Origin of the sequence: Bradyrhizobium genomosp. III (assembly GCF_000261705.1) — a bacterium.
GTDB classification, from domain to species: domain Bacteria; phylum Pseudomonadota; class Alphaproteobacteria; order Rhizobiales; family Xanthobacteraceae; genus Bradyrhizobium; species Bradyrhizobium ottawaense.
Genome location: NZ_AJQF01000515.1, coordinates 1 through 16,271, shown reverse-complemented (window position 1 = coordinate 16,271; position 16,271 = coordinate 1). Strand labels below are relative to the sequence as shown.

18 protein-coding genes and 1 tRNA gene are annotated in these 16,271 nt (G+C 62.5%); 9 read left to right on the top strand and 10 right to left on the bottom strand.

All coding sequences use genetic code 11. The features are described 5' to 3' along the window. Nucleotides 1–149: 149 nt before the first annotated feature. The 4 genes from IC66_RS0140025 to IC66_RS0140010 are packed head-to-tail and all read right to left on the bottom strand — an operon-like array spanning nucleotide 150 to nucleotide 6,335. Nucleotides 150–3,302 (bottom strand): efflux RND transporter permease subunit, encoded by a 3,153-nt coding sequence (locus tag IC66_RS0140025; RefSeq protein WP_038951228.1) that lies wholly within the window; start codon nucleotides 3,300–3,302, stop codon nucleotides 150–152. After that, a complete protein-coding gene (locus IC66_RS0140020; RefSeq protein ID WP_038951227.1) occupies nucleotides 3,299–4,375 on the bottom strand; it encodes an efflux RND transporter periplasmic adaptor subunit in 1,077 nt (358 codons plus the stop codon). The genes IC66_RS0140025 and IC66_RS0140020 overlap by 4 nt, the downstream gene beginning before the upstream one ends. Then, nucleotides 4,372–5,484 carry an efflux RND transporter periplasmic adaptor subunit gene (locus IC66_RS0140015; protein WP_038951226.1) on the bottom strand — a complete coding sequence of 371 codons (1,113 nt, stop codon included), beginning with the start codon at nucleotides 5,482–5,484 and terminating at the stop codon, nucleotides 4,372–4,374. Before IC66_RS0140015 ends, IC66_RS0140020 begins: the two co-directional genes overlap by 4 nt. Next, nucleotides 5,481–6,335 carry a sensor histidine kinase gene (locus IC66_RS0140010; RefSeq protein WP_038951225.1) on the bottom strand — a complete coding sequence of 285 codons (855 nt, stop codon included), beginning with the start codon at nucleotides 6,333–6,335 and terminating at the stop codon, nucleotides 5,481–5,483. The genes IC66_RS0140015 and IC66_RS0140010 overlap by 4 nt, the downstream gene beginning before the upstream one ends. Nucleotides 6,336–6,542: 207 nt before the next feature. Between IC66_RS0140010 and IC66_RS0140005 the strand changes: the two genes are divergently transcribed. Continuing rightward, complete coding sequence (locus tag IC66_RS0140005; protein ID WP_038951224.1) at nucleotides 6,543–7,205, top strand: TetR/AcrR family transcriptional regulator; 663 nt, start codon at nucleotides 6,543–6,545, stop codon at nucleotides 7,203–7,205. 19 nt (nucleotides 7,206–7,224) lie between these two features. On the opposite strand, the gene IC66_RS0140000 is transcribed toward IC66_RS0140005, so the two are convergent. From IC66_RS0140000 to IC66_RS0139990, 3 genes are all read right to left on the bottom strand, one after another. Beyond that, nucleotides 7,225–7,842 carry a TetR/AcrR family transcriptional regulator gene (locus tag IC66_RS0140000; RefSeq protein ID WP_244429240.1) on the bottom strand — a complete coding sequence of 206 codons (618 nt, stop codon included), beginning with the start codon at nucleotides 7,840–7,842 and terminating at the stop codon, nucleotides 7,225–7,227. Between the two features lie 65 nt (nucleotides 7,843–7,907). After that, entirely contained in the window at nucleotides 7,908–8,345 is a 438-nt protein-coding gene (locus IC66_RS0139995; protein ID WP_038951222.1) for a hypothetical protein, read from the bottom strand. A 4-nt stretch (nucleotides 8,346–8,349) separates the two neighbouring features. Next, nucleotides 8,350–8,643: a hypothetical protein gene (locus tag IC66_RS0139990; protein WP_038973600.1), complete on the bottom strand. Its 294-nt coding sequence runs from the start codon at nucleotides 8,641–8,643 to the stop codon at nucleotides 8,350–8,352. Between the two features lie 191 nt (nucleotides 8,644–8,834). Here IC66_RS0139990 and IC66_RS0139985 point away from each other — a divergent pair, with 191 nt between their 5' ends. The 8 genes from IC66_RS0139985 (at nucleotide 8,835) to IC66_RS0139950 (ending at nucleotide 13,691) form a co-directional block, all read left to right on the top strand. Further along, nucleotides 8,835–9,026 (top strand): hypothetical protein, encoded by a 192-nt coding sequence (locus tag IC66_RS0139985; protein WP_244429239.1) that lies wholly within the window; start codon nucleotides 8,835–8,837, stop codon nucleotides 9,024–9,026. After that, entirely contained in the window at nucleotides 9,023–9,181 is a 159-nt protein-coding gene (locus IC66_RS47920; protein WP_167456562.1) for a hypothetical protein, read from the top strand. The genes IC66_RS0139985 and IC66_RS47920 overlap by 4 nt, the downstream gene beginning before the upstream one ends. Nucleotides 9,182–9,199: 18 nt before the next feature. Next, nucleotides 9,200–9,418 (top strand): hypothetical protein, encoded by a 219-nt coding sequence (locus IC66_RS0139975; RefSeq protein WP_038951218.1) that lies wholly within the window; start codon nucleotides 9,200–9,202, stop codon nucleotides 9,416–9,418. A gap of 40 nt (nucleotides 9,419–9,458) precedes the next feature. Then, nucleotides 9,459–10,046 (top strand): hypothetical protein, encoded by a 588-nt coding sequence (locus tag IC66_RS46850; protein ID WP_143279329.1) that lies wholly within the window; start codon nucleotides 9,459–9,461, stop codon nucleotides 10,044–10,046. Between the two features lie 43 nt (nucleotides 10,047–10,089). Further along, nucleotides 10,090–10,689, top strand: a complete 600-nt coding sequence (locus IC66_RS0139965) for a PepSY domain-containing protein (RefSeq protein WP_038951215.1) — start codon at nucleotides 10,090–10,092, stop codon at nucleotides 10,687–10,689. Between the two features lie 152 nt (nucleotides 10,690–10,841). Next, complete coding sequence (locus IC66_RS0139960; protein WP_038951214.1) at nucleotides 10,842–12,011, top strand: DUF3734 domain-containing protein; 1,170 nt, start codon at nucleotides 10,842–10,844, stop codon at nucleotides 12,009–12,011. Nucleotides 12,012–12,045: 34 nt separating this feature from the next. After that, a complete protein-coding gene (locus tag IC66_RS0139955) occupies nucleotides 12,046–12,837 on the top strand; it encodes an acetoacetate decarboxylase (RefSeq protein ID WP_038951213.1) in 792 nt (263 codons plus the stop codon). Between the two features lie 65 nt (nucleotides 12,838–12,902). After that, nucleotides 12,903–13,691 (top strand): 3-hydroxybutyrate dehydrogenase, encoded by a 789-nt coding sequence (locus IC66_RS0139950; protein WP_038951212.1) that lies wholly within the window; start codon nucleotides 12,903–12,905, stop codon nucleotides 13,689–13,691. Nucleotides 13,692–14,166: 475 nt separating this feature from the next. On the opposite strand, the gene IC66_RS0139945 is transcribed toward IC66_RS0139950, so the two are convergent. The 3 genes from IC66_RS0139945 to IC66_RS0139935 all read right to left on the bottom strand — a co-directional run bounded on the left by IC66_RS0139945 (nucleotide 14,167) and on the right by IC66_RS0139935 (nucleotide 16,222). Further along, nucleotides 14,167–14,242: transfer RNA gene (locus tag IC66_RS0139945), tRNA-Lys, on the bottom strand. 157 nt (nucleotides 14,243–14,399) lie between these two features. Further along, nucleotides 14,400–15,008 (bottom strand): Spy/CpxP family protein refolding chaperone, encoded by a 609-nt coding sequence (locus IC66_RS0139940; RefSeq protein ID WP_038951211.1) that lies wholly within the window; start codon nucleotides 15,006–15,008, stop codon nucleotides 14,400–14,402. Nucleotides 15,009–15,217: 209 nt separating this feature from the next. Further along, complete coding sequence (locus tag IC66_RS0139935; protein WP_038951210.1) at nucleotides 15,218–16,222, bottom strand: TRAP transporter substrate-binding protein; 1,005 nt, start codon at nucleotides 16,220–16,222, stop codon at nucleotides 15,218–15,220. Nucleotides 16,223–16,271: the final 49 nt, after the last annotated feature.

The following is a 16,271-nucleotide window of genomic DNA, read 5'->3' as shown; positions in this document are numbered from 1 at the left end:
CCCGCCGGCCGCAATCGGCGGAGGCCCGGCCATGGGGGGCGGCGGAGGAAACTGCGCGAAGGCTGCATGTGGCGACAGCGTCACGGCTGCGAGCGTTGCAGTGAGGGACAGTATCAGGAGTTTCTTGCGGGACATGGTCTTTCCTCTTGTCAAAACTGCGTTTCGAGAACGGGCTCGGGTTTGGGTACGGATATCCGCTCCGAAGCAGGCGCATCATCGTGAGACGGCACCGCGGGCTCATGCGTGGACGAGTGATCGCTGTGATCAGGGTGAATGCGGAACCACGCCACATACAGCGCCGGCAGGAACAGCAGCGTCAGCAGCGTGCCGACAATGATGCCGCCCATCATCGCGTAAGCCATCGGGCCCCAGAAGATCTCGCGCGCGATCGGAATCAGCGCGAGACTTGCCGCGGCCGCGGTCAGCAGGATCGGCCGCATGCGATGCTCGGTCGCTTCCACAACGGCATCCCAGGCCGGGCGCCCCTCCTTCCTCAAATCCTCGATCTGGACGATCAGGATCACGGAGTTGCGCACCAGGATGCCGATCAGGGCGAGCACGCCGAGGATAGCCACGAAGCCAAGCGGGGCGCCGCTCGGCAGGAGCGCCATGACCACGCCGATGACGGCGAGCGGCGCAACGGCGAACACCAGAAACAAGCGATGGAAGCTCTGCAACTGGATCATCAGCACCGTGGCCATGACGAAGAGCATGAGCGGAACGACGGCCATGATCGGCGCCTGGCTCTTGGCGCTCTCCTCCACGGAGCCGCCGATCATCACCGAATAGCCGGCCGGTAGCGCTTTGCTGAACTCCGCCACCTTCGGCGCGAGCTGGTCCACGATCGTCTTGGGCTGCACGTTGCCGACGATGCCGGCCTTCAACGTGATGGTGGGGATCCGTGCGCGCCGCCAGATCGTCGGCTGCTCGAGCTCGTACCGCAGATTGGCGACGGCTCCGAGCGGCACGGATTGACCGCCGAGCCCCGTCAACTGCAAATCGCGCAGCGTGTTGATGGAAGCACGTTCCGGCGCGGTTGCACGTCCGGTGACATTGACGAGATAGATGCTGTCGCGCACCTGCGTGATCGGCGTGCCCTCGAGCACCGAATTCAAGGTCGTGGCAATGTCCTCCGAGGTCACGCCGAGCTGGCGCGCCTTGTCCTGGAGAACGTCGACCTTGACGACGCGGGCCGGCTCCATCCAGTCGAACACGACATTGCCGAGATCGGAGTTGCTTCGAACGATGCCGGCAAGCTTCTGCGAGAGATCTCGCACCTTCGCGATGTCGGGCCCACTCAAGCGATACTGCACGGGACGACCCACCGGCGGCCCGACTTCGAGCAGCTTGACGTAGGTGTCGGTCCCCGGGAACGTCTTCTTCAGGTAGTGCTCGAACTGTGCCTTGACCTGGTCGCGCGCCTTGATGCCGCCCTTGGTCACGACCACCATCTGGCCGAACCAGGTGTTGGCGGTCTGCACGTCGAAGGACAGGACGAAACGCGGCGAGCCGGTGCCGACATAGGTTGACCAGTGATCAACCGAATTGTTGCCCTGAAGCTGTTCGCGTTCGAAGCGCGCCATCTGCGCATTGGAGTCGGCGATCGACGCGTTCTGCGGCAGGTTCCAGTCGATCACCAGCTCGGCGCGATCGGACGACGGGAAGAACTGCTGCTGCACGAAGTTCATGCCGAACAGCGCCAGCAGAAAGGCCGCAACCGTGACGCCGATCGTCATCCAGCGATAATGCATGCAGAAGAGCAAGAGACGCGCGAACAGCTGCGCTACGCGCCCCTTCTCTTCATGATGGCCCTTTATTCTTGCGGGCAGGATGGTGACGCCGAGCAACGGCGTGAACAGCACCGCCACGATCCAGGAGACGATCAGGGAAACCGCGATGACAACGAACAGCGTGAAGGTAAACTCACCCGCATTGCTGTTATTGAGCCCGATCGGAATAAAGCCGGCGACGGTCACCAGCGTGCCCGTCAGCATGGGAAAGGCGGTCGAGGTATAGACGTGGGTTGCCGCCTTTTCGAGGGGATCTCCGACTTCGAGGCGCGCTACCATCATTTCGACCGCAATCATGGCGTCATCGACCAGGAGGCCGAGCGCGATGATCAAGGCACCAAGCGAGATTCGCTGCAGCGAAATGCCGGCATAGGCCATCACGACGAAGGTGATGGCGAGAACCAGCGGAATCGCAATCGCGACGACGAGTCCGGCGCGCATGCCCAGGCTGAGAAAGCTGATGCCGAGGACGATGATCACGGCCTCGAACAGCGCCTCGGTGAAGCCGGATACGGCATGCTCGACCACGATGGGTTGATCGGCGACGAGTTGAACGCCGACCCCGATCGGCAAGTCGGCCGTGATTTTCGACATCTCCTCCTTCAGCGCTTCGCCGAAGTGCAGCAGATTTGCGCCGGACTTCATGCCGATGGCAAGCGCGATCGCCGGCTCGCCATTGTACCTGAACAACGTCCTGGCCGGGTCGGCATATCCGCGCGTGATGGTTGCGACGTCGGTCAGGGGGAAGAAGCGATCGTTGATGCGCAGATTGACTGCCTTCAGGCTTGCCTCTGACGTGAACTGGCCGTTCACTCGCACACTGATCCGCTCGGGCCCTTCCTGGAACACGCCGGACGGCGTGACCGCGTTCTGCCCCTGCAGAGACGCCATGATGGAGTGGACGTCGAGACCGAGGGCTGCGATCTTGCGGGTGGAGAATTCGAGATAAATGACCTCGTCCTGCGCGCCCAGGATGTCGACCTTGCCGACATCGGGCACGGTCAGGACCTTGGCTCGGATGTCCTCGACCTGATCGCGCAGCTGTCGTTGGCTCAGCCCGTCGCTGGTGAACGCGTAGATGTTGCCGAACACATCGCCGAAGCGGTCGTTGAAGCCGGGCCCGATCACTCCTTGCGGGAAGTCGCCCTTGATATCCGCGATCATGTTGCGGACGCGAACCCATGTCGGCTTGACGTCGGCAGCCTTTGTGGTGTCGCGCAGATAAACGAAGACGGTGGTCTGGCCCGCAACCGTCACGCTCTTGGTGTAGTCGAGCGATTCGAGCTCCTCCAGCTTCTTCTCGATCCGGTCGGTGACCTGGCGTGTCATCTCTTCAGGCGAGGCGCCCGGCCACTGCGCCTGGATCACCATGGTTTTGATGGTGAAGTCAGGATCTTCCTGTCGTCCCAGCTGAAGGTACGCAAAAAGGCCCGCGGCCATGAAGGCGATCATGAAATACCAGACGAGCGAACGATGGCCGAGCGCCCAGTCGGAAAGGTTGAACGGTTTCATGGCATTTCATCCTGTGCAATGCGGACTTGCTGTCCTTGCTTGAGGCTGTGGATCCCCGCGGTGACGACGCGTGTGCCGGGAGCGAGCCCGCCGGTGACGCGCGCGCCGGTTTGGTCTGCGGCCACATCGATCCTGTGCAGCGAGACCGTGTTGGCGGGCTGATCGACGATCCAGACAAAATTTGCGCCGTCCTTGGCGAGCAGCGCCGAGCTGGGCAGGCGCAATATCCCGCCTTGGCTCTTGTCAAGTTTCGCGGTGACAGTCGCGCCGAGGCGGAATCCTTCGGGCGGATTACTGAGCGCAATGCGCCCCCGCCTCAATCGCGTCACCGGATCGGCTTGCGGCGCGATCTCGCGAACGCTCCCTTGCACCTGAACGGAGGGCAAGAGCTGCAGGCTGACCGTGAATGGCAGGCCGATCTCCAGCGGCAACGGAAAGTCCTGTCCGATGTCGACGACAGCTTCGCGAATATCGGGTCTTGCGATCGTCACCACGCTTTGGCCGGGAGATACCACCTGGCCGACTTCAGCCCCCACTGCGGTGACCACACCGGCGAAATCGGCCTTGATCTGCGAATAGCCGAGCTGCTCGATCGCCTTGGTCAGATTTGCCTGTTCGCGAGCCACCGTTGCTTCGGCGCCGGCACGCGCCTGCTCGGCGTTGTCCAACGTCTGCTTGGTGGTCGCATCGGTCGTGATGAGCGTTCGCTGCCGTTCCTCCGTCGCTCTCACGGTCGCGAACTGCGCCTCGGCCTTGGCAAGCTGCCCTTTGGCGGCGCGAACGGCGAGCTCAAGGGCCGTGGGATCGACGACGCCCACCGTCTGTCCTTCATTCACGAGATCACCGACATAGACAGGTCGCGTGGTCAGGCGTCCCAGTACGCGGAAACCGAGATTTGTCTTGTAGCGTGGCTCGACGACGCCCACCGCCACCGCATCGTCTGCGCGGTCCGCTTCGAGAAGCACCGATTGGACTGGCCGCACGGGCTCGGGCGCCTTTGTCTCCTGCTGACATCCGGCAAGTGCCAACGCACATGCAAGTGGGCCCGCCACGATCATTGCGCGGCTCGTCATGACCGGTCTCCTTCATAAGTCACGGACTGGCCCACGCTCAAAAGCTTGCCGCCGTCGACGACGACGCGCTCGCCCGGCTCGAGGCCCGCTTTGATCAATACTTCTCCGGCCTCGTAGCCGCTCACTGTTACCGGCTTCAGCGAGGCTGTCCGCGTCGCCGGATCGACGGTCCAGACCGCGGGCCTGGTATCGGCCGCCATCAATGCACGCCAGGGCAATGCGATCTGCCGCTCGGCCTTTACTTTCACAGTTCCCGCGACGGGGCTTCCAAGCGTCATTGCGGCAGGCGGATCCTCGATGGCAACCTTGACCCGAATGGTCGAACTCTTGGCGTCGACGGCCGGCGAAACCTCCCGAACTTGGCCGCCTGCGGTCACGCCCGCATCGGAGACGAGCGCCAACGAAACGTCGCGGCTATCGGCATTGCTGAGGAAAATGGACTCATAAACGTCAAAGACGGCGTCTCGCTCCCCATCCTGCGCCAGCGAAAATACGGGTTGCGCAGCCTGTACGACTTGACCGGTTTCCAGATTGCGCGCGGTGACGACGCCGTCCGCTCCGGCTCGCAGCGCGGTATAGCCGAGGGCGTCCTTTGAGGTTCCAAGCTGCGCTGTTGCCGCTTCGAGCGCGCCTTCCGCGGTGCGCAATCCCTCCTGCGCCTGGTCGTAGGCCGTGCGCGTGGTGAAGCCGCTTGCGATCAGCGCCTTCTGCCGATCGAAAGTCGCCTTTGCCACACGCAGCTGCGATTCTGCGGCGAGAACAGCGGCGGTCGCGGCATCGACATCGGCCTCCTGTTCGGCCGGGTCGAGAAGCGCCAGCACTTCGCCGGCCTTCACGTGGGTCCCGACATCGGCATAACGCGCGAGGACACGCCCGCTGACGCGAAACGAGAGATCCGCCCGAAAGCGGGCCTGCACCTCGCCGGTCAAAGTGATCAAGGACTGCCGATCCCTGGGCTGCACGATTTCCGTGCGCACGAACGCGGCGCGCGCGGGGGGCATGGCGGCGTGATCATCGCAGCCGCCGAGCGCGCCGGCGACAAGCGCGAGCGCCAAGGCGCCGAGAGGCCTCAGACCGATCTTGGATTGGTTGAAATAGCGCGGTTTCATAGCGCGGCCACGCGGGGAGAGGGTGACAGCAGCCCGCCCAAGACGTCCGAGGCCCCGCTGAGCGAGACCGGTTCGCTCGGATGCGCTCGCAATAGATTTGGATCCGTTCGCATGGCGGCCGGACGCTCGATCTGATCCGAGAGGCCGGAGCTAGGGCCAGGCGCCACGGACGACCTGGCCTTCAGCCGACGTGGCGACCTCATGCGGCGCGTCGCCATCGACCAGCTCGCCTGCTGCTCCCGCTCGCTCAGGTGAAATGAGAAAATGACGGACGTGAACTCGGCGGCTATGCCGTGCTCGATCCGTCCGCCGAGCCCCTTGGCAAGATCATTGCTGATCTGGAGCTCCCGGCCCGGGGCCGCCCGCCCCGGCCGCGAGCCGTTATCCAGCACGACGCAGTTCGCGACCGAGCCGATGCGCGTCAGCTTGACTTTGATCTCGCCGGCGCGCGCGCCGAAATACGCATGCTTCGCTGCGTTTACAATCAGATCGTGGACGATCAGGCCAAGCCGCCCACACCGCTCTGATTGAAGCGGGAGAGCCTCAGTTGCGAATGCCAGCCGGATCCCCATTCGATCCAACAAGGACTGGCGCATGGCGCAGCCCAGTCTGCGAATGTATGTCGCGGCGTCATTGAGGGCTTCGCCCTGTGGCACTGCAAGCGCCCACTCCGCATGTCCATGCAGCAGCTCGACCACATCGCTCAAAGCGGCCTTTGCTTCCGGTCCGTCGGCCCGGATGGCCGCAGCCGCGACCAGATCGATCGCCGAGGCGATCCCTTTATCGACCCTGTGATGCAATTCGCGCAGCAGGATGCCGTCTTGTGGGCGGTACGGGTCCGGGCTCAACATGGTCACTGTGATCTCCTGAAGTGGACCGGACGATCGCGAGGCCAACGCACCTTGCGGCTTCGACCATCCGGGAGCCGTCGCAGGTCTTTGCCGACCCAGCGACGATTAAATAAACTATACCGTATATTTTCTTTTTCTTGCCTTTTCCCGCCGGGCGTGTCAAGTGCGATCTGCGTGCGCACAGACTCGTGATTGGGAGACCGACGGATGACAAAAAAGAGCAGCCCGAAACGGGGCAGACCAACGAAAGACCTTGCCGGCGACGTCCAGGCTCGGATCCTCGATGCAGCTCAGCAACTCTTTCTCGAGAAGGGCTACCGCAGCGCCAGCATCGATGACATCTCCGAGCTGGCGCCGGCGAGCAAGCCAACCATCTATGCTCATTTCCCCGGCAAGGACGCACTGTTCGCGGCGGTGGTGGCCCGCACCATCACTGGGCTGACGGATTTCGAAGGCTTCGAGCCTGAGGGCCGCACCCTTCAGGACAAGCTCTCAAGTCTCGGCACCGCGGTCGTGGAGAAGGTCATCGAAGAATCGTTGGGCATGGTTCGCGCCACGATTGCCGAGGCGCAGCGTTTCCCCGAATTGAGCCGCAACGTCCACGATGCCGCGCGCGATCGCTCCGTCAACGCCGTTTCCCAACTCTTGAATGAAGCGACGCAGAAGCTGGCGCGCTCTCCAAAAGGTCCCTTCACCGGGAAGCGAAGCCTTGCCACCGCTCAGATCTTTCTGGATCTGATCCTGTTGCCGATGCTGTTTCGTTCGTTGGTGGGAGAAACACCGAAGGAGCTGAGACGGGAATTGCCGTCTTTCGTGCGCGAACGGGTCGGCTTTTTCCTTGCGGCCTGTGAGGCGGACTGGACGCCGTGAGCCGGCAACCCGTCGAGCGCTAGGTTCGACCGGCAGGCTTGTAAAGCAAATCGACCCGGATGCCGGTCACTTGAGAGGACGCCGCGTTAACGGACGCTGCGTTGCTGAGCGCTTCGGCGCAAAAGCTCATCATCTCGCCGAAGGCCGGCCGAAGAGCATGCGCTTTGATGCGCGACGGATTGAGGTATGCATCCAGCGCATCGAGCAGGCAGCAAGCGAGCACCATCGGGCTCCCTGCTCGAAATTCGCCGCTCGCCTGCCCAGCCGCGATGATCGACTGCACGAGACCGCGGACCCCGTCGGCGTGGGACAGGGCGATCGGCCAATTCGCCTGTCCTGCGGCAACCACCAATTCGTGCAGCCTGAGATCGTGTGTCAGCCTGTGTTCATGTCGCTGGGAGATCGTGATGAGAGTCGCGCTCAGGCGGTCCAGGCCGGAGCCGCCACGGCGAGGTGCACTTGCGGCTGCCGCCGACACCTCATCAAGCAATTCTGCCACCACTGCCTCTTCGAGCGCCTGGCGGGAAGGATAGAACCGGTAGAGGTTTGCCGGGGACATGGACGCGCCGCGGGCGACGTCGGCAACCGTCGTCTTCCGATAGCCGATGGCCCGGTACAGCCGAATGGCAGCCTGCACAATTCTTTCGTGGGTGCACGACGATCCAACCTGACGGGTAGTCTGTGCCTGGAGCACGTTCGGCCTCAACGTGACGGGGACGCCTGCATTTCACCCCGGCAGGCCTCGCCGAATTCACGCAACGGATCCATCTCCTCCAAGAAGCCCGGCAGGTCGACGAACGATGTGTTCGGCGCAAGGTAAGTCTCGATGATCAGCCGCCCTGCCCGCTCCGCAGCATGGACAACCTCATCATTGGACAGGATCCGCATGCGCCCGATCAGCGCATACAAATTCACCAATGCCGGGATCTCGGATTTGTCGCTGGTCAGCGCGTCCGCATAAAGCCGGGACGCCTCCTCGATGAAGCATCGATACAGCTTTTCACGCTTGGAGACCGCGTGGGCATGATGGCGCTCCCGGACCCTGCGGCGACGGGTCACCCATCCCGTCACGATCGTGGAAATCGCTCCGAAGGCAGAGCCCCCGAACGCGGCGAAAGCGGGAAAATAGATCGTGTTCATGCGATCATTCCTCATCTTTTGTGCCACGATACCGGTGCGACCCCACGGTCTTGACCGAAGCAGCGGCCGCTGCGTGCTCGAAGACAGCTCCGCAAGCTTCGCTCAGCTCTGACTTTTTTTGCCTGAGACAGGCTTCCACATTCGTGGCGTCGGGGATGTAGCCGGCGCACAGGCGAAACGCGTCAGGCGCGCATGCCGCCCTCTGCTCGGCTGTGCCGCGGTCCTCCTGCGCGAAAGCAGCCTCGGCGCCCAGCGCAACGAACACCAGGACTGCGAGCACCAGTCGGTTCTTGAACATATCGAATCCCTTCTCAAGTTGAGGCACTGCTGTCCGAAAGGGGAATCCCGGCCTCATTCCGAAGTCCCCATCGTCCAACCAGGACGAACACGGGCTTGTGAGTCTCAGCTCTTGACACATCCCGCGATCCGCGCTGTATATGAAATATACGGTGTAGTTTATTTATGAGGTCGAGGATATCAAGCCTGTTCTTGGCGCTGGTACGGGAAAATCCCTGGCCGGGGATTGCCGTCGCGTCGCTCAATCTGATCGTGGCCGTGTCGCTCGTGGGCGTGAGCCTACTGCTGGGTCTCACCATCTCGGTGCTCGCCTGGGTGCACGCGCTCGCCGATCGCGAGCCCGCCCCGGTACGGCATGCGGCCAGCCCACGGAGCTTCGCATGACCGCGGCACTGCTGCTCGCTCGCGGTTGCATCATCTATTCGGTCAACGTCTGGCTCGCGCCAGTCGAATGCATGTTCGACATGATCGAATTGGAACTCGTCCGCAGAGGCATCGCGCTTGAAGGGGTCGAGCACCCTTCCCCCTCCGCCGCCTGAGCATCCTGGAATTTCGACATGCTCAACTTCATCGAAGTGTTCGACATCATGCACGTGGAGCCGGCCACCGGCGCTTCAGTGTGGACCGGACTCACCGGCACGCGAACGGCCCTCGAACGCGACGGGCACCTGATCGACCCGAAGGCGATGGCCTATTGCCCGGCCGACTGGATCGACGAGCGCGGCTATCTCGATGCCGAACTCGCGCGCCGGCATCCCCGCCCCTGGGGCATCTGACGGTGAGACGAAATCAGTCCATGTCCAGGAGCCGGCTGCCGTGAGCAGGAAATCTGCGCTGTCGAGACACGCGAACAGTCTTGTCGAACCCGAGCTTCCGTTGCGGGCCTATTTTCTGTCGGTTGGAGGAGCGCTGCTCCTGCTGCTGCTGGCCGCCGATTGGGTGCTGCCCGCACCTTTGCCGAGCCGGCTCACGGACTCGCATTCTGCGCTGCCGCCGATCCGCATCCACACAGAGCTGAAAGGACCGGAAGCGGTCATCATCGATACCATCGGGTTCGGACTGCTCCCGATGCCCCCTGAACACGATATCGCTGTGGCTCCATCGCAGCTGCTGGAACCTGAGGTCGCCAACGCCGCTGTGATTATCAGTGACAGTAGCCCAGCGCCGACGACTGATCTGCGCCTCCGCGAAAGCCTGGCACGGTTGCAGTCCCCCGTTCACGATCAAGCAAGCAAAGCCACGAGGCCACGTGATGTCGCGGCACGACAGCGCACCCTCGCTCAGGCACGCCCCGGAAAGCGGCGGCGATCCGCTCGACATCCGGGTTTCGAAACCAGCCGCGGCGGCTGCGTTTCATTGAGTCGCGAGCACGGTCCTTGCCGATACGCTCTCGTGCCGAACTAGGTCACTGTTCATGTTTTTGGATGAAAACCACAGGATTCACGCGATGTCCAAGAAGCACCTGTTTGCCCTGATCGTTTTTTCGGCTGCCCTTGCTGGCACGGGAGCTATGGCCGATGTCACGCAGGCTCCTGCCGATGCAGAACAGCACACCGCGGCCGCGCAGGGTAATGCCGACGAAGCAGCTATTCGCCGTGTGCTCGAACAATTCAGCACCACGAAGGTACCACTCGGCCAGGCAATGGCGATCGCGGAGCGGCTGCATGACGGCTCGAGGACCGCAGACGTCAGTTTCGAGATATCGGGCCCGCCGGTCTATCGCGTGCGCACGGTCAAGAATGAGCGGATCTTTGAAAATGTCATAGATGCGAACACCGGAAGCGTATCGCAAGCGGAAATTGCGTCATCGCTGAAGGAACTCGATCGAGAGGACCTGGCCAACATCATCGCCCTGAAGTGGATCAAGCAGGAACTGTCGGACGCGGTGCGGGTCGCCGAAAAGGCCGCGGCGGGAAACGCACTCGCCGGTGGGCTGGTGAAGCAGGACGGCAAACTCAACTTCGTGGTCGTCGTCACCAGTGGTGATCGCTTGAAGGAAGTGATGCTGGAGCCGCCCAAGGTCGGACAGCGATCAACTCAGCACTAACCGACAACTGGCTGATCTGCCGCTGAAGCACGATCTCGTGAGTTGCTTGATCGATGCGCACGTATATACACTATACCGTATAGTTTCTTTTTATCGAGGGCCTTCGCACGACGTCAGCCTCGATCAACACACACCCGAGAGCAAGCCAAGTCATGAACTTCCAGCCTCGCCCCCATCTGCCGGCCGCCCAACGGCGGCTACCATTCGATTGCATTGCCCTGCTGCTGCAGGGCGGCGGCGCTCTGGGGGCCTACCAGGCGGGCGTCTATGAGGCGCTCGCCGAAGCCGGCATCCATCCAGATTGGGTGGCCGGCATTTCGATCGGCGCAATCAACGCCGCGATCATCGCAGGCAACCCGCCGGAGTCCCGTGTTGACCGGCTCCGCGATTTCTGGACGCAAGTGACTTCCACTGCGCCCTGGGATTGGTCCGGAAATCCACTTCTCGATAGGCGCAACGACAATGCACGCAATGTCCTCAACCAGATGAGCGCCGGCCTTGCCGCGGCATGCGGCGCAAACGGATTTTTCTCGGCGCGCCCCCTCATGCCCTGGTTACATTCCGGCGGAACGACCGAGGCGACCAGCTTCTACGACACAAGTGCGTTGAAGAGCACGCTGGAGCGCCTGGTCGACTTCGATCGTCTCAACGAGGGAATGACGCGCTTCAGTGCAGGTGCGGTCAACGTAAGAACGGGCAATTTCGTCTATTTCGACAACAGCACCCATACGATCCTGCCGGAGCACATCATGGCGAGCGGCGCGCTGCCGCCGGGCTTTCCCGCGGTGGAGATCGAGGGCGAGCATTACTGGGACGGCGGCCTGGTGTCCAATACGCCGCTGCAATGGGTGATCGACTGGGGTGCGCCGCAGGACATGCTGGCCTTTCAGGTCGATCTCTGGAGCGCGAAAGGTCAGCTCCCGGGCAACATGGCCGAGGTCGTCACGCGTCAAAAGGAGATTCAATATTCGAGCCGCACGCGCGCAAGCACCGATCAGTTCAAGCGTGTGCAGCGCCTGCGACGTGCGCTCACCGCCCTGTTGGGCCGGCTTCCGAAAGAGCTTCAGGAACATGACGACGTGAAGCTCCTCAGCACCGCGGTCTCTCACAACGTCTACAACATCGTCCACCTGATTTATCGCGCACGCAATCACGAAGGGCACTCGAAGGACTACGAGTTCTCCCGGCTTTCGATGCAGGATCACTGGCGCGCCGGTTACCACGATGCACTCCGCACGCTGCGACATCCCGAGGTGCTCACACGCCCCGCCAGCGCGGACGGCGTTTTTACATTCGACCTGGAGAACGATGGTCGCGAATAGGTCCGGCCGTCATGGCCGCTGCAGGGAGAACCAAATGCGTGAGAGTGAAGTACGAAAGCGTGCCTTTGCAATGCCGCTTACCAGCCCGGCCTGTACGCCAGGACCGTATCGGTTTGTCGACCGCGAATACCTGATCATCACCTATCGCACCGACCCGGCAAAGCTGCGCGCCGTGGTGCCTGAACCGCTGGAGCTCGATGCACGCGAAGCGCTCGTCAAATATGAATTCATCCGCATGCCGGATTCGAACGGCTTTGGCGACTACACCGAAAGCGGCCAGGTCATCCCGGTCTCCTTCCGAGGGCGCAAGGGCGGGTACACGCACTGCATGTTCCTCAACGACGAAGGCCCGATTGCAAGCGGGCGCGAACTCTGGGGCTTTCCGAAAAAGCTGGCCCAGCCGACATTACGAACCGAAATCGACACCCTGATCGGCACGCTGGACTACGGCCCCTTGCGGGTTGCAACGGGTACGATGGGCTACAAGCACCGGGAGGCCGACCTTTGCCAGGTCAAGGCCGCGCTGAGCGAGCCGAATTTCCTGCTCAAGATCATCCCGCATGTCGACGGCAGCCCGCGGATCTGCGAGCTCGTCGAATACCATCTTGAGCAGATTGCGCTGAAGGGGGCCTGGACCGGGCCCGCAGCCCTATCGCTGACGCCGCATGCCTTGGCACCGGTGGCCGATCTGCCGGTGCTCGAAATCGTCTCCGCAACTCACATCCGTGCGGATCTCATGCTCGGCCTCGGCAGAGTGGCCCATGACTATCTGCAGGAACCAAGCCGACGTGCGTTCCGGGCCTCGGAGCGAAGTCTGGTCACCTGACCAAGCTCCACGCAACCAAGCCCCCCCGTGAGCTTTAACCCAACATACAGAACAAGCGAATTGAGATGAGTATTCTGAAAGGCAAAACGGCAGTCGTGACCGGCTCGACCAGCGGCATAGGCCTTGCCTGCGCGCGTGCGTTCGCAGGCGCCGGCGCCAACATCGTGCTCAACGGCATGGGCGCTCCGGCCGACGTCGAGACGGAGCGCTCCGCAATCGAGAGCGAATTTTCGGTCCAGGCGATCTATTCGCCCGCGGACATGGCGAAGCCGAAAGAAGTAGTCGACCTGATCGCGCTCGGCGAAAGCACCTTCGGCAGTGTTGACGTTCTCATCAACAACGCCGGCATCCAGCACGTCTCTCCCATTGAAGAATTTCCGGTCGAGAAGTGGGATGCGATCATCGCGATCAACCTGTCCGCCGCATTCCACGCCATCCGAGCAGCAGTGCCCGGCATGAAGAGGCGCGGCTGGGGCCGCATCATCACCACGGCCTCGGCTCATTCGCAGGTCGCCTCCCCCTTCAAGTCGGCCTATGTCGCTGCCAAGCATAGCATCGCGGGCCTCACAAAGACGGCAGCGCTGGAGCTTGCCCGGTCGAAGATCACCTGCAACTGCATCAGCCCGGGTTACGTCTGGACCCCGCTGGTGGAGAGGCAGATCCCGAACACGATGAAGGCGCGCAACTTGAGGAGAGATGAGGTCATCAGTGACATCCTGCTCGCAGCGCAGCCCACGAAAGAGTTCGTCACGGCTGAGCAAGTCGCCTCGCTCGCGCTGTTCCTGTGCAGCGACGACGCCGCGCAGATCACCGGCGCAAATCTCGCCATCGATGGCGGCTGGACGGCCGCATAGGGCTGCCTGTCCTGCATCGGAGGCCGCCAACCTGAAGCCAGCACCAGCGGCCGCTCGTCCCCGCACCCGTAGCTCCCGCGCCCTGGCGAGTCGTTTCTCGCGCACGTCGGCCAAGTTCACGTGCCCTGCTCCGCTTCTGAGCGTCTGCTAACACTGGCTCTCGCAAGCTTTTTCTTGATCTTCCGGTGCACACGTCATGCACGCGCCGCGTCCTAACCAATTGAAACAATTGAACTCTCGCTCCAGTCCATCATTGGACACATCGCGGCGCCTTCCCGGTCGCCATCTTTTGAGGCCGGGGCTCGGGCCGCAAGACCGTTTTTTGCTGCGACGGTAGCAATTCAGGCGGGCGAACTGCCTAATCTATGGAGCGAGGCCGCGCCCCACAGCATCGAGTGCTGGTGGGTCACATTTTCCAAAAGGACCGTTTGAAAAATCAGTTGCTCAAACGGTCTTGCTGGCTAAGTCGTTGATTTGGTGGGCGCACCAGGGCTCGAACCTGGGACCCGCTGATTAAGAGTCAGCTGCTCTACCAACTGAGCTATGCGCCCGAAAGGCGGCTAGTGCCTTGCGAGGTCGGTCGTTTAGCAAAGCGATCCGGGTCTGGCAAGCGATGCAATGAAGGTTTTTCCACAGTCCCCAGAAAGCGAAAAGCCGCTGGATTCCAGCGGCTTCTCCAGGGTCAATCGTCGCAAAATCCAGTCCCGTTCAGAGCCGGCCCTCGCGATCCCGGTCGGGACCGCCGTCGCGGTCGAAACGGTCACGATGGAAGTGCTCCATGCCGCGCTCCATCATGCGGTCCATGCCGCGTTCCATGAAGTGGCGGTGCGGGCCGTCTTCGCCGCCGCCGAACGGGCCGCGGTGGCGGGTCAGCACGGCGAGGCGCCGCTTCTGGCCCTCGTCCAGGGTCTTGTAGAGCGGGTCGGCGGCATCGGCGATCTTCTTCAGGGCCGCCGAGGTCGCGCCCATGTCCTCGGCGCGCTGGCGCAGGCGGGCGACCGGATCCTCCGGCCTGTCGGCGTCCTTGCCGGCGTCACCGGGGCCGGCGTTCATCCGCGCATTGGCGCGGTCGATGCGCAGCTTGGCGAATTCGCGCACCGCAGCCTCGACCGGCGGCCACAGCTTCTCCTGGTCGGCGTTGAGCTTCAGCCCGGCATGGACGGCGGCGATCCGCGCGTCGACAAAAGCGGCGCGGTCTTCCGGGTTCATGCGGATGTGGCGGATGTGCTCCATCCACGGACGATGATATTGGGCATAGACCGCGCCCGAGCCGGCGATGCTGAGCACGGCGATGGCGGCGATGGTGAACTTCCTCATCCGGACCTCCTCTGGAAGGATGTCCCTGAAGATGGGCCCGACGCGGCTGACCCGCAACTTACAACTTGGACAGGAAGCGCGCCCTTACCAGGACTGTAACGCCCGATTTTACCTCCAGCCGCAATCGGACATCATTCGCAACAAAAAGGCTTCCGTGCAGACCGCACGGAAGCCTTCGTTCATCGTTCGAAACGATCAGTTCGTCGCGCTCAATTCGTGGTGCTCTTAGCTTCCTTGAGGAATTCGTCGATCAGCGGCTGGCCGATGCGGCCTGCGGCGTCCTTGTAGACCGGCTCCATCGCCTTGCGCATCGCCTCGTCCTGCGCGCCGGTGAGCTTGATGATCTCGCTCTTGCCGCTCTTCTTGATCTCGGCGAGCGCGTCGTCGTTTTCCTTCTGCGACTGCGCGTTGCTGAAGTCGGTCGCTTCCTTCATCGCCTTGGTGAGCTGCTCGCGGATGTCGGCCGGCAGATCGTCCCAGAACTTCTTGTTCACGATCACGACGTAGCCGATGTAGCCGTGATTGGTCTCGGTGATGTACTTCTGCACCTCGTGCATCTTCTGGGTATAGATGTTCGACCAGGTGTTCTCCTGGCCGTCGACCACGCCGGTCTGGAGCGCCTGGTAGACTTCCGAGAACGCCATCACCTGCGGCAGCGAGCTGAGCGCCTTGAACTGGGCTTGCAGCACGCGCGAGGACTGGATGCGGAACTTGACGCCCTGATAGTCGACGGGCGCGATCAGCTTCTTGTTGGCGCTCATCTGCTTGAAGCCGTTGTCCCAATAGGCAAGGCCGGTGATGCCCTTGGCATCCAGCAGCTTGAGAAGCCGCGTGCCGAGCGGGCCTTCCGTCACCTTCCGCAGCGTCTTCAGGTCGGGCAGGATGTAGGGCAGATCGAACACCTCGAACTCGCGAATGCCGAGCGGTCCGAACTTGGAGTTCGACGGCGCCAGCATCTGCACGCTGCCGAGCTGGAGCGCCTCGAGCTCTTCCTTGTCCTTGTACAGCGTCGAGTTCGGGTAGACCTCGACCTTGACCTTTCCGCCGGTGTACTTCTCGGCGAGCTCCTTGAACTTCTCCGCCCCCTTGCCCTTCGGCGTGTCGGTGGCGACGACGTGGCTGAACTTGATGATGATCGGCGATTGCGCCGATGCCGGCCCGGCAAGTCCGAGTGCCAGTGCCGCGATGGACGCGGCGATCGCGAAGGTGCGCATAATCTCTCCCTGTTATTATCTAAGCCGCCCGCGCGCGGGCGGCCAATCC

What these genes read in the sequence shown, in the direction of transcription:
- IC66_RS0140025 (WP_038951228.1), bottom strand. Translation starts at nt 3,302, where the DNA reads ATGAAACCGTTCAACCTTTCCGACTGGGCGCTCGGCCATCGTTCGCTC.
- IC66_RS0140020 (WP_038951227.1), bottom strand. Translation starts at nt 4,375, where the DNA reads ATGACGAGCCGCGCAATGATCGTGGCGGGCCCACTTGCATGTGCGTTG.
- IC66_RS0140015 (WP_038951226.1), bottom strand. Translation starts at nt 5,484, where the DNA reads ATGAAACCGCGCTATTTCAACCAATCCAAGATCGGTCTGAGGCCTCTC.
- IC66_RS0140010 (WP_038951225.1), bottom strand. Translation starts at nt 6,335, where the DNA reads ATGTTGAGCCCGGACCCGTACCGCCCACAAGACGGCATCCTGCTGCGC.
- IC66_RS0140005 (WP_038951224.1), top strand. Translation starts at nt 6,543, where the DNA reads ATGACAAAAAAGAGCAGCCCGAAACGGGGCAGACCAACGAAAGACCTT.
- IC66_RS0139995 (WP_038951222.1), bottom strand. Translation starts at nt 8,345, where the DNA reads ATGAACACGATCTATTTTCCCGCTTTCGCCGCGTTCGGGGGCTCTGCC.
- IC66_RS0139990 (WP_038973600.1), bottom strand. Translation starts at nt 8,643, where the DNA reads ATGTTCAAGAACCGACTGGTGCTCGCAGTCCTGGTGTTCGTTGCGCTG.
- IC66_RS47920 (WP_167456562.1), top strand. Translation starts at nt 9,023, where the DNA reads ATGACCGCGGCACTGCTGCTCGCTCGCGGTTGCATCATCTATTCGGTC.
- IC66_RS0139975 (WP_038951218.1), top strand. Translation starts at nt 9,200, where the DNA reads ATGCTCAACTTCATCGAAGTGTTCGACATCATGCACGTGGAGCCGGCC.
- IC66_RS0139965 (WP_038951215.1), top strand. Translation starts at nt 10,090, where the DNA reads ATGTCCAAGAAGCACCTGTTTGCCCTGATCGTTTTTTCGGCTGCCCTT.
- IC66_RS0139960 (WP_038951214.1), top strand. Translation starts at nt 10,842, where the DNA reads ATGAACTTCCAGCCTCGCCCCCATCTGCCGGCCGCCCAACGGCGGCTA.
- IC66_RS0139955 (WP_038951213.1), top strand. Translation starts at nt 12,046, where the DNA reads ATGCGTGAGAGTGAAGTACGAAAGCGTGCCTTTGCAATGCCGCTTACC.
- IC66_RS0139950 (WP_038951212.1), top strand. Translation starts at nt 12,903, where the DNA reads ATGAGTATTCTGAAAGGCAAAACGGCAGTCGTGACCGGCTCGACCAGC.
- IC66_RS0139940 (WP_038951211.1), bottom strand. Translation starts at nt 15,008, where the DNA reads ATGAGGAAGTTCACCATCGCCGCCATCGCCGTGCTCAGCATCGCCGGC.
- IC66_RS0139935 (WP_038951210.1), bottom strand. Translation starts at nt 16,222, where the DNA reads ATGCGCACCTTCGCGATCGCCGCGTCCATCGCGGCACTGGCACTCGGA.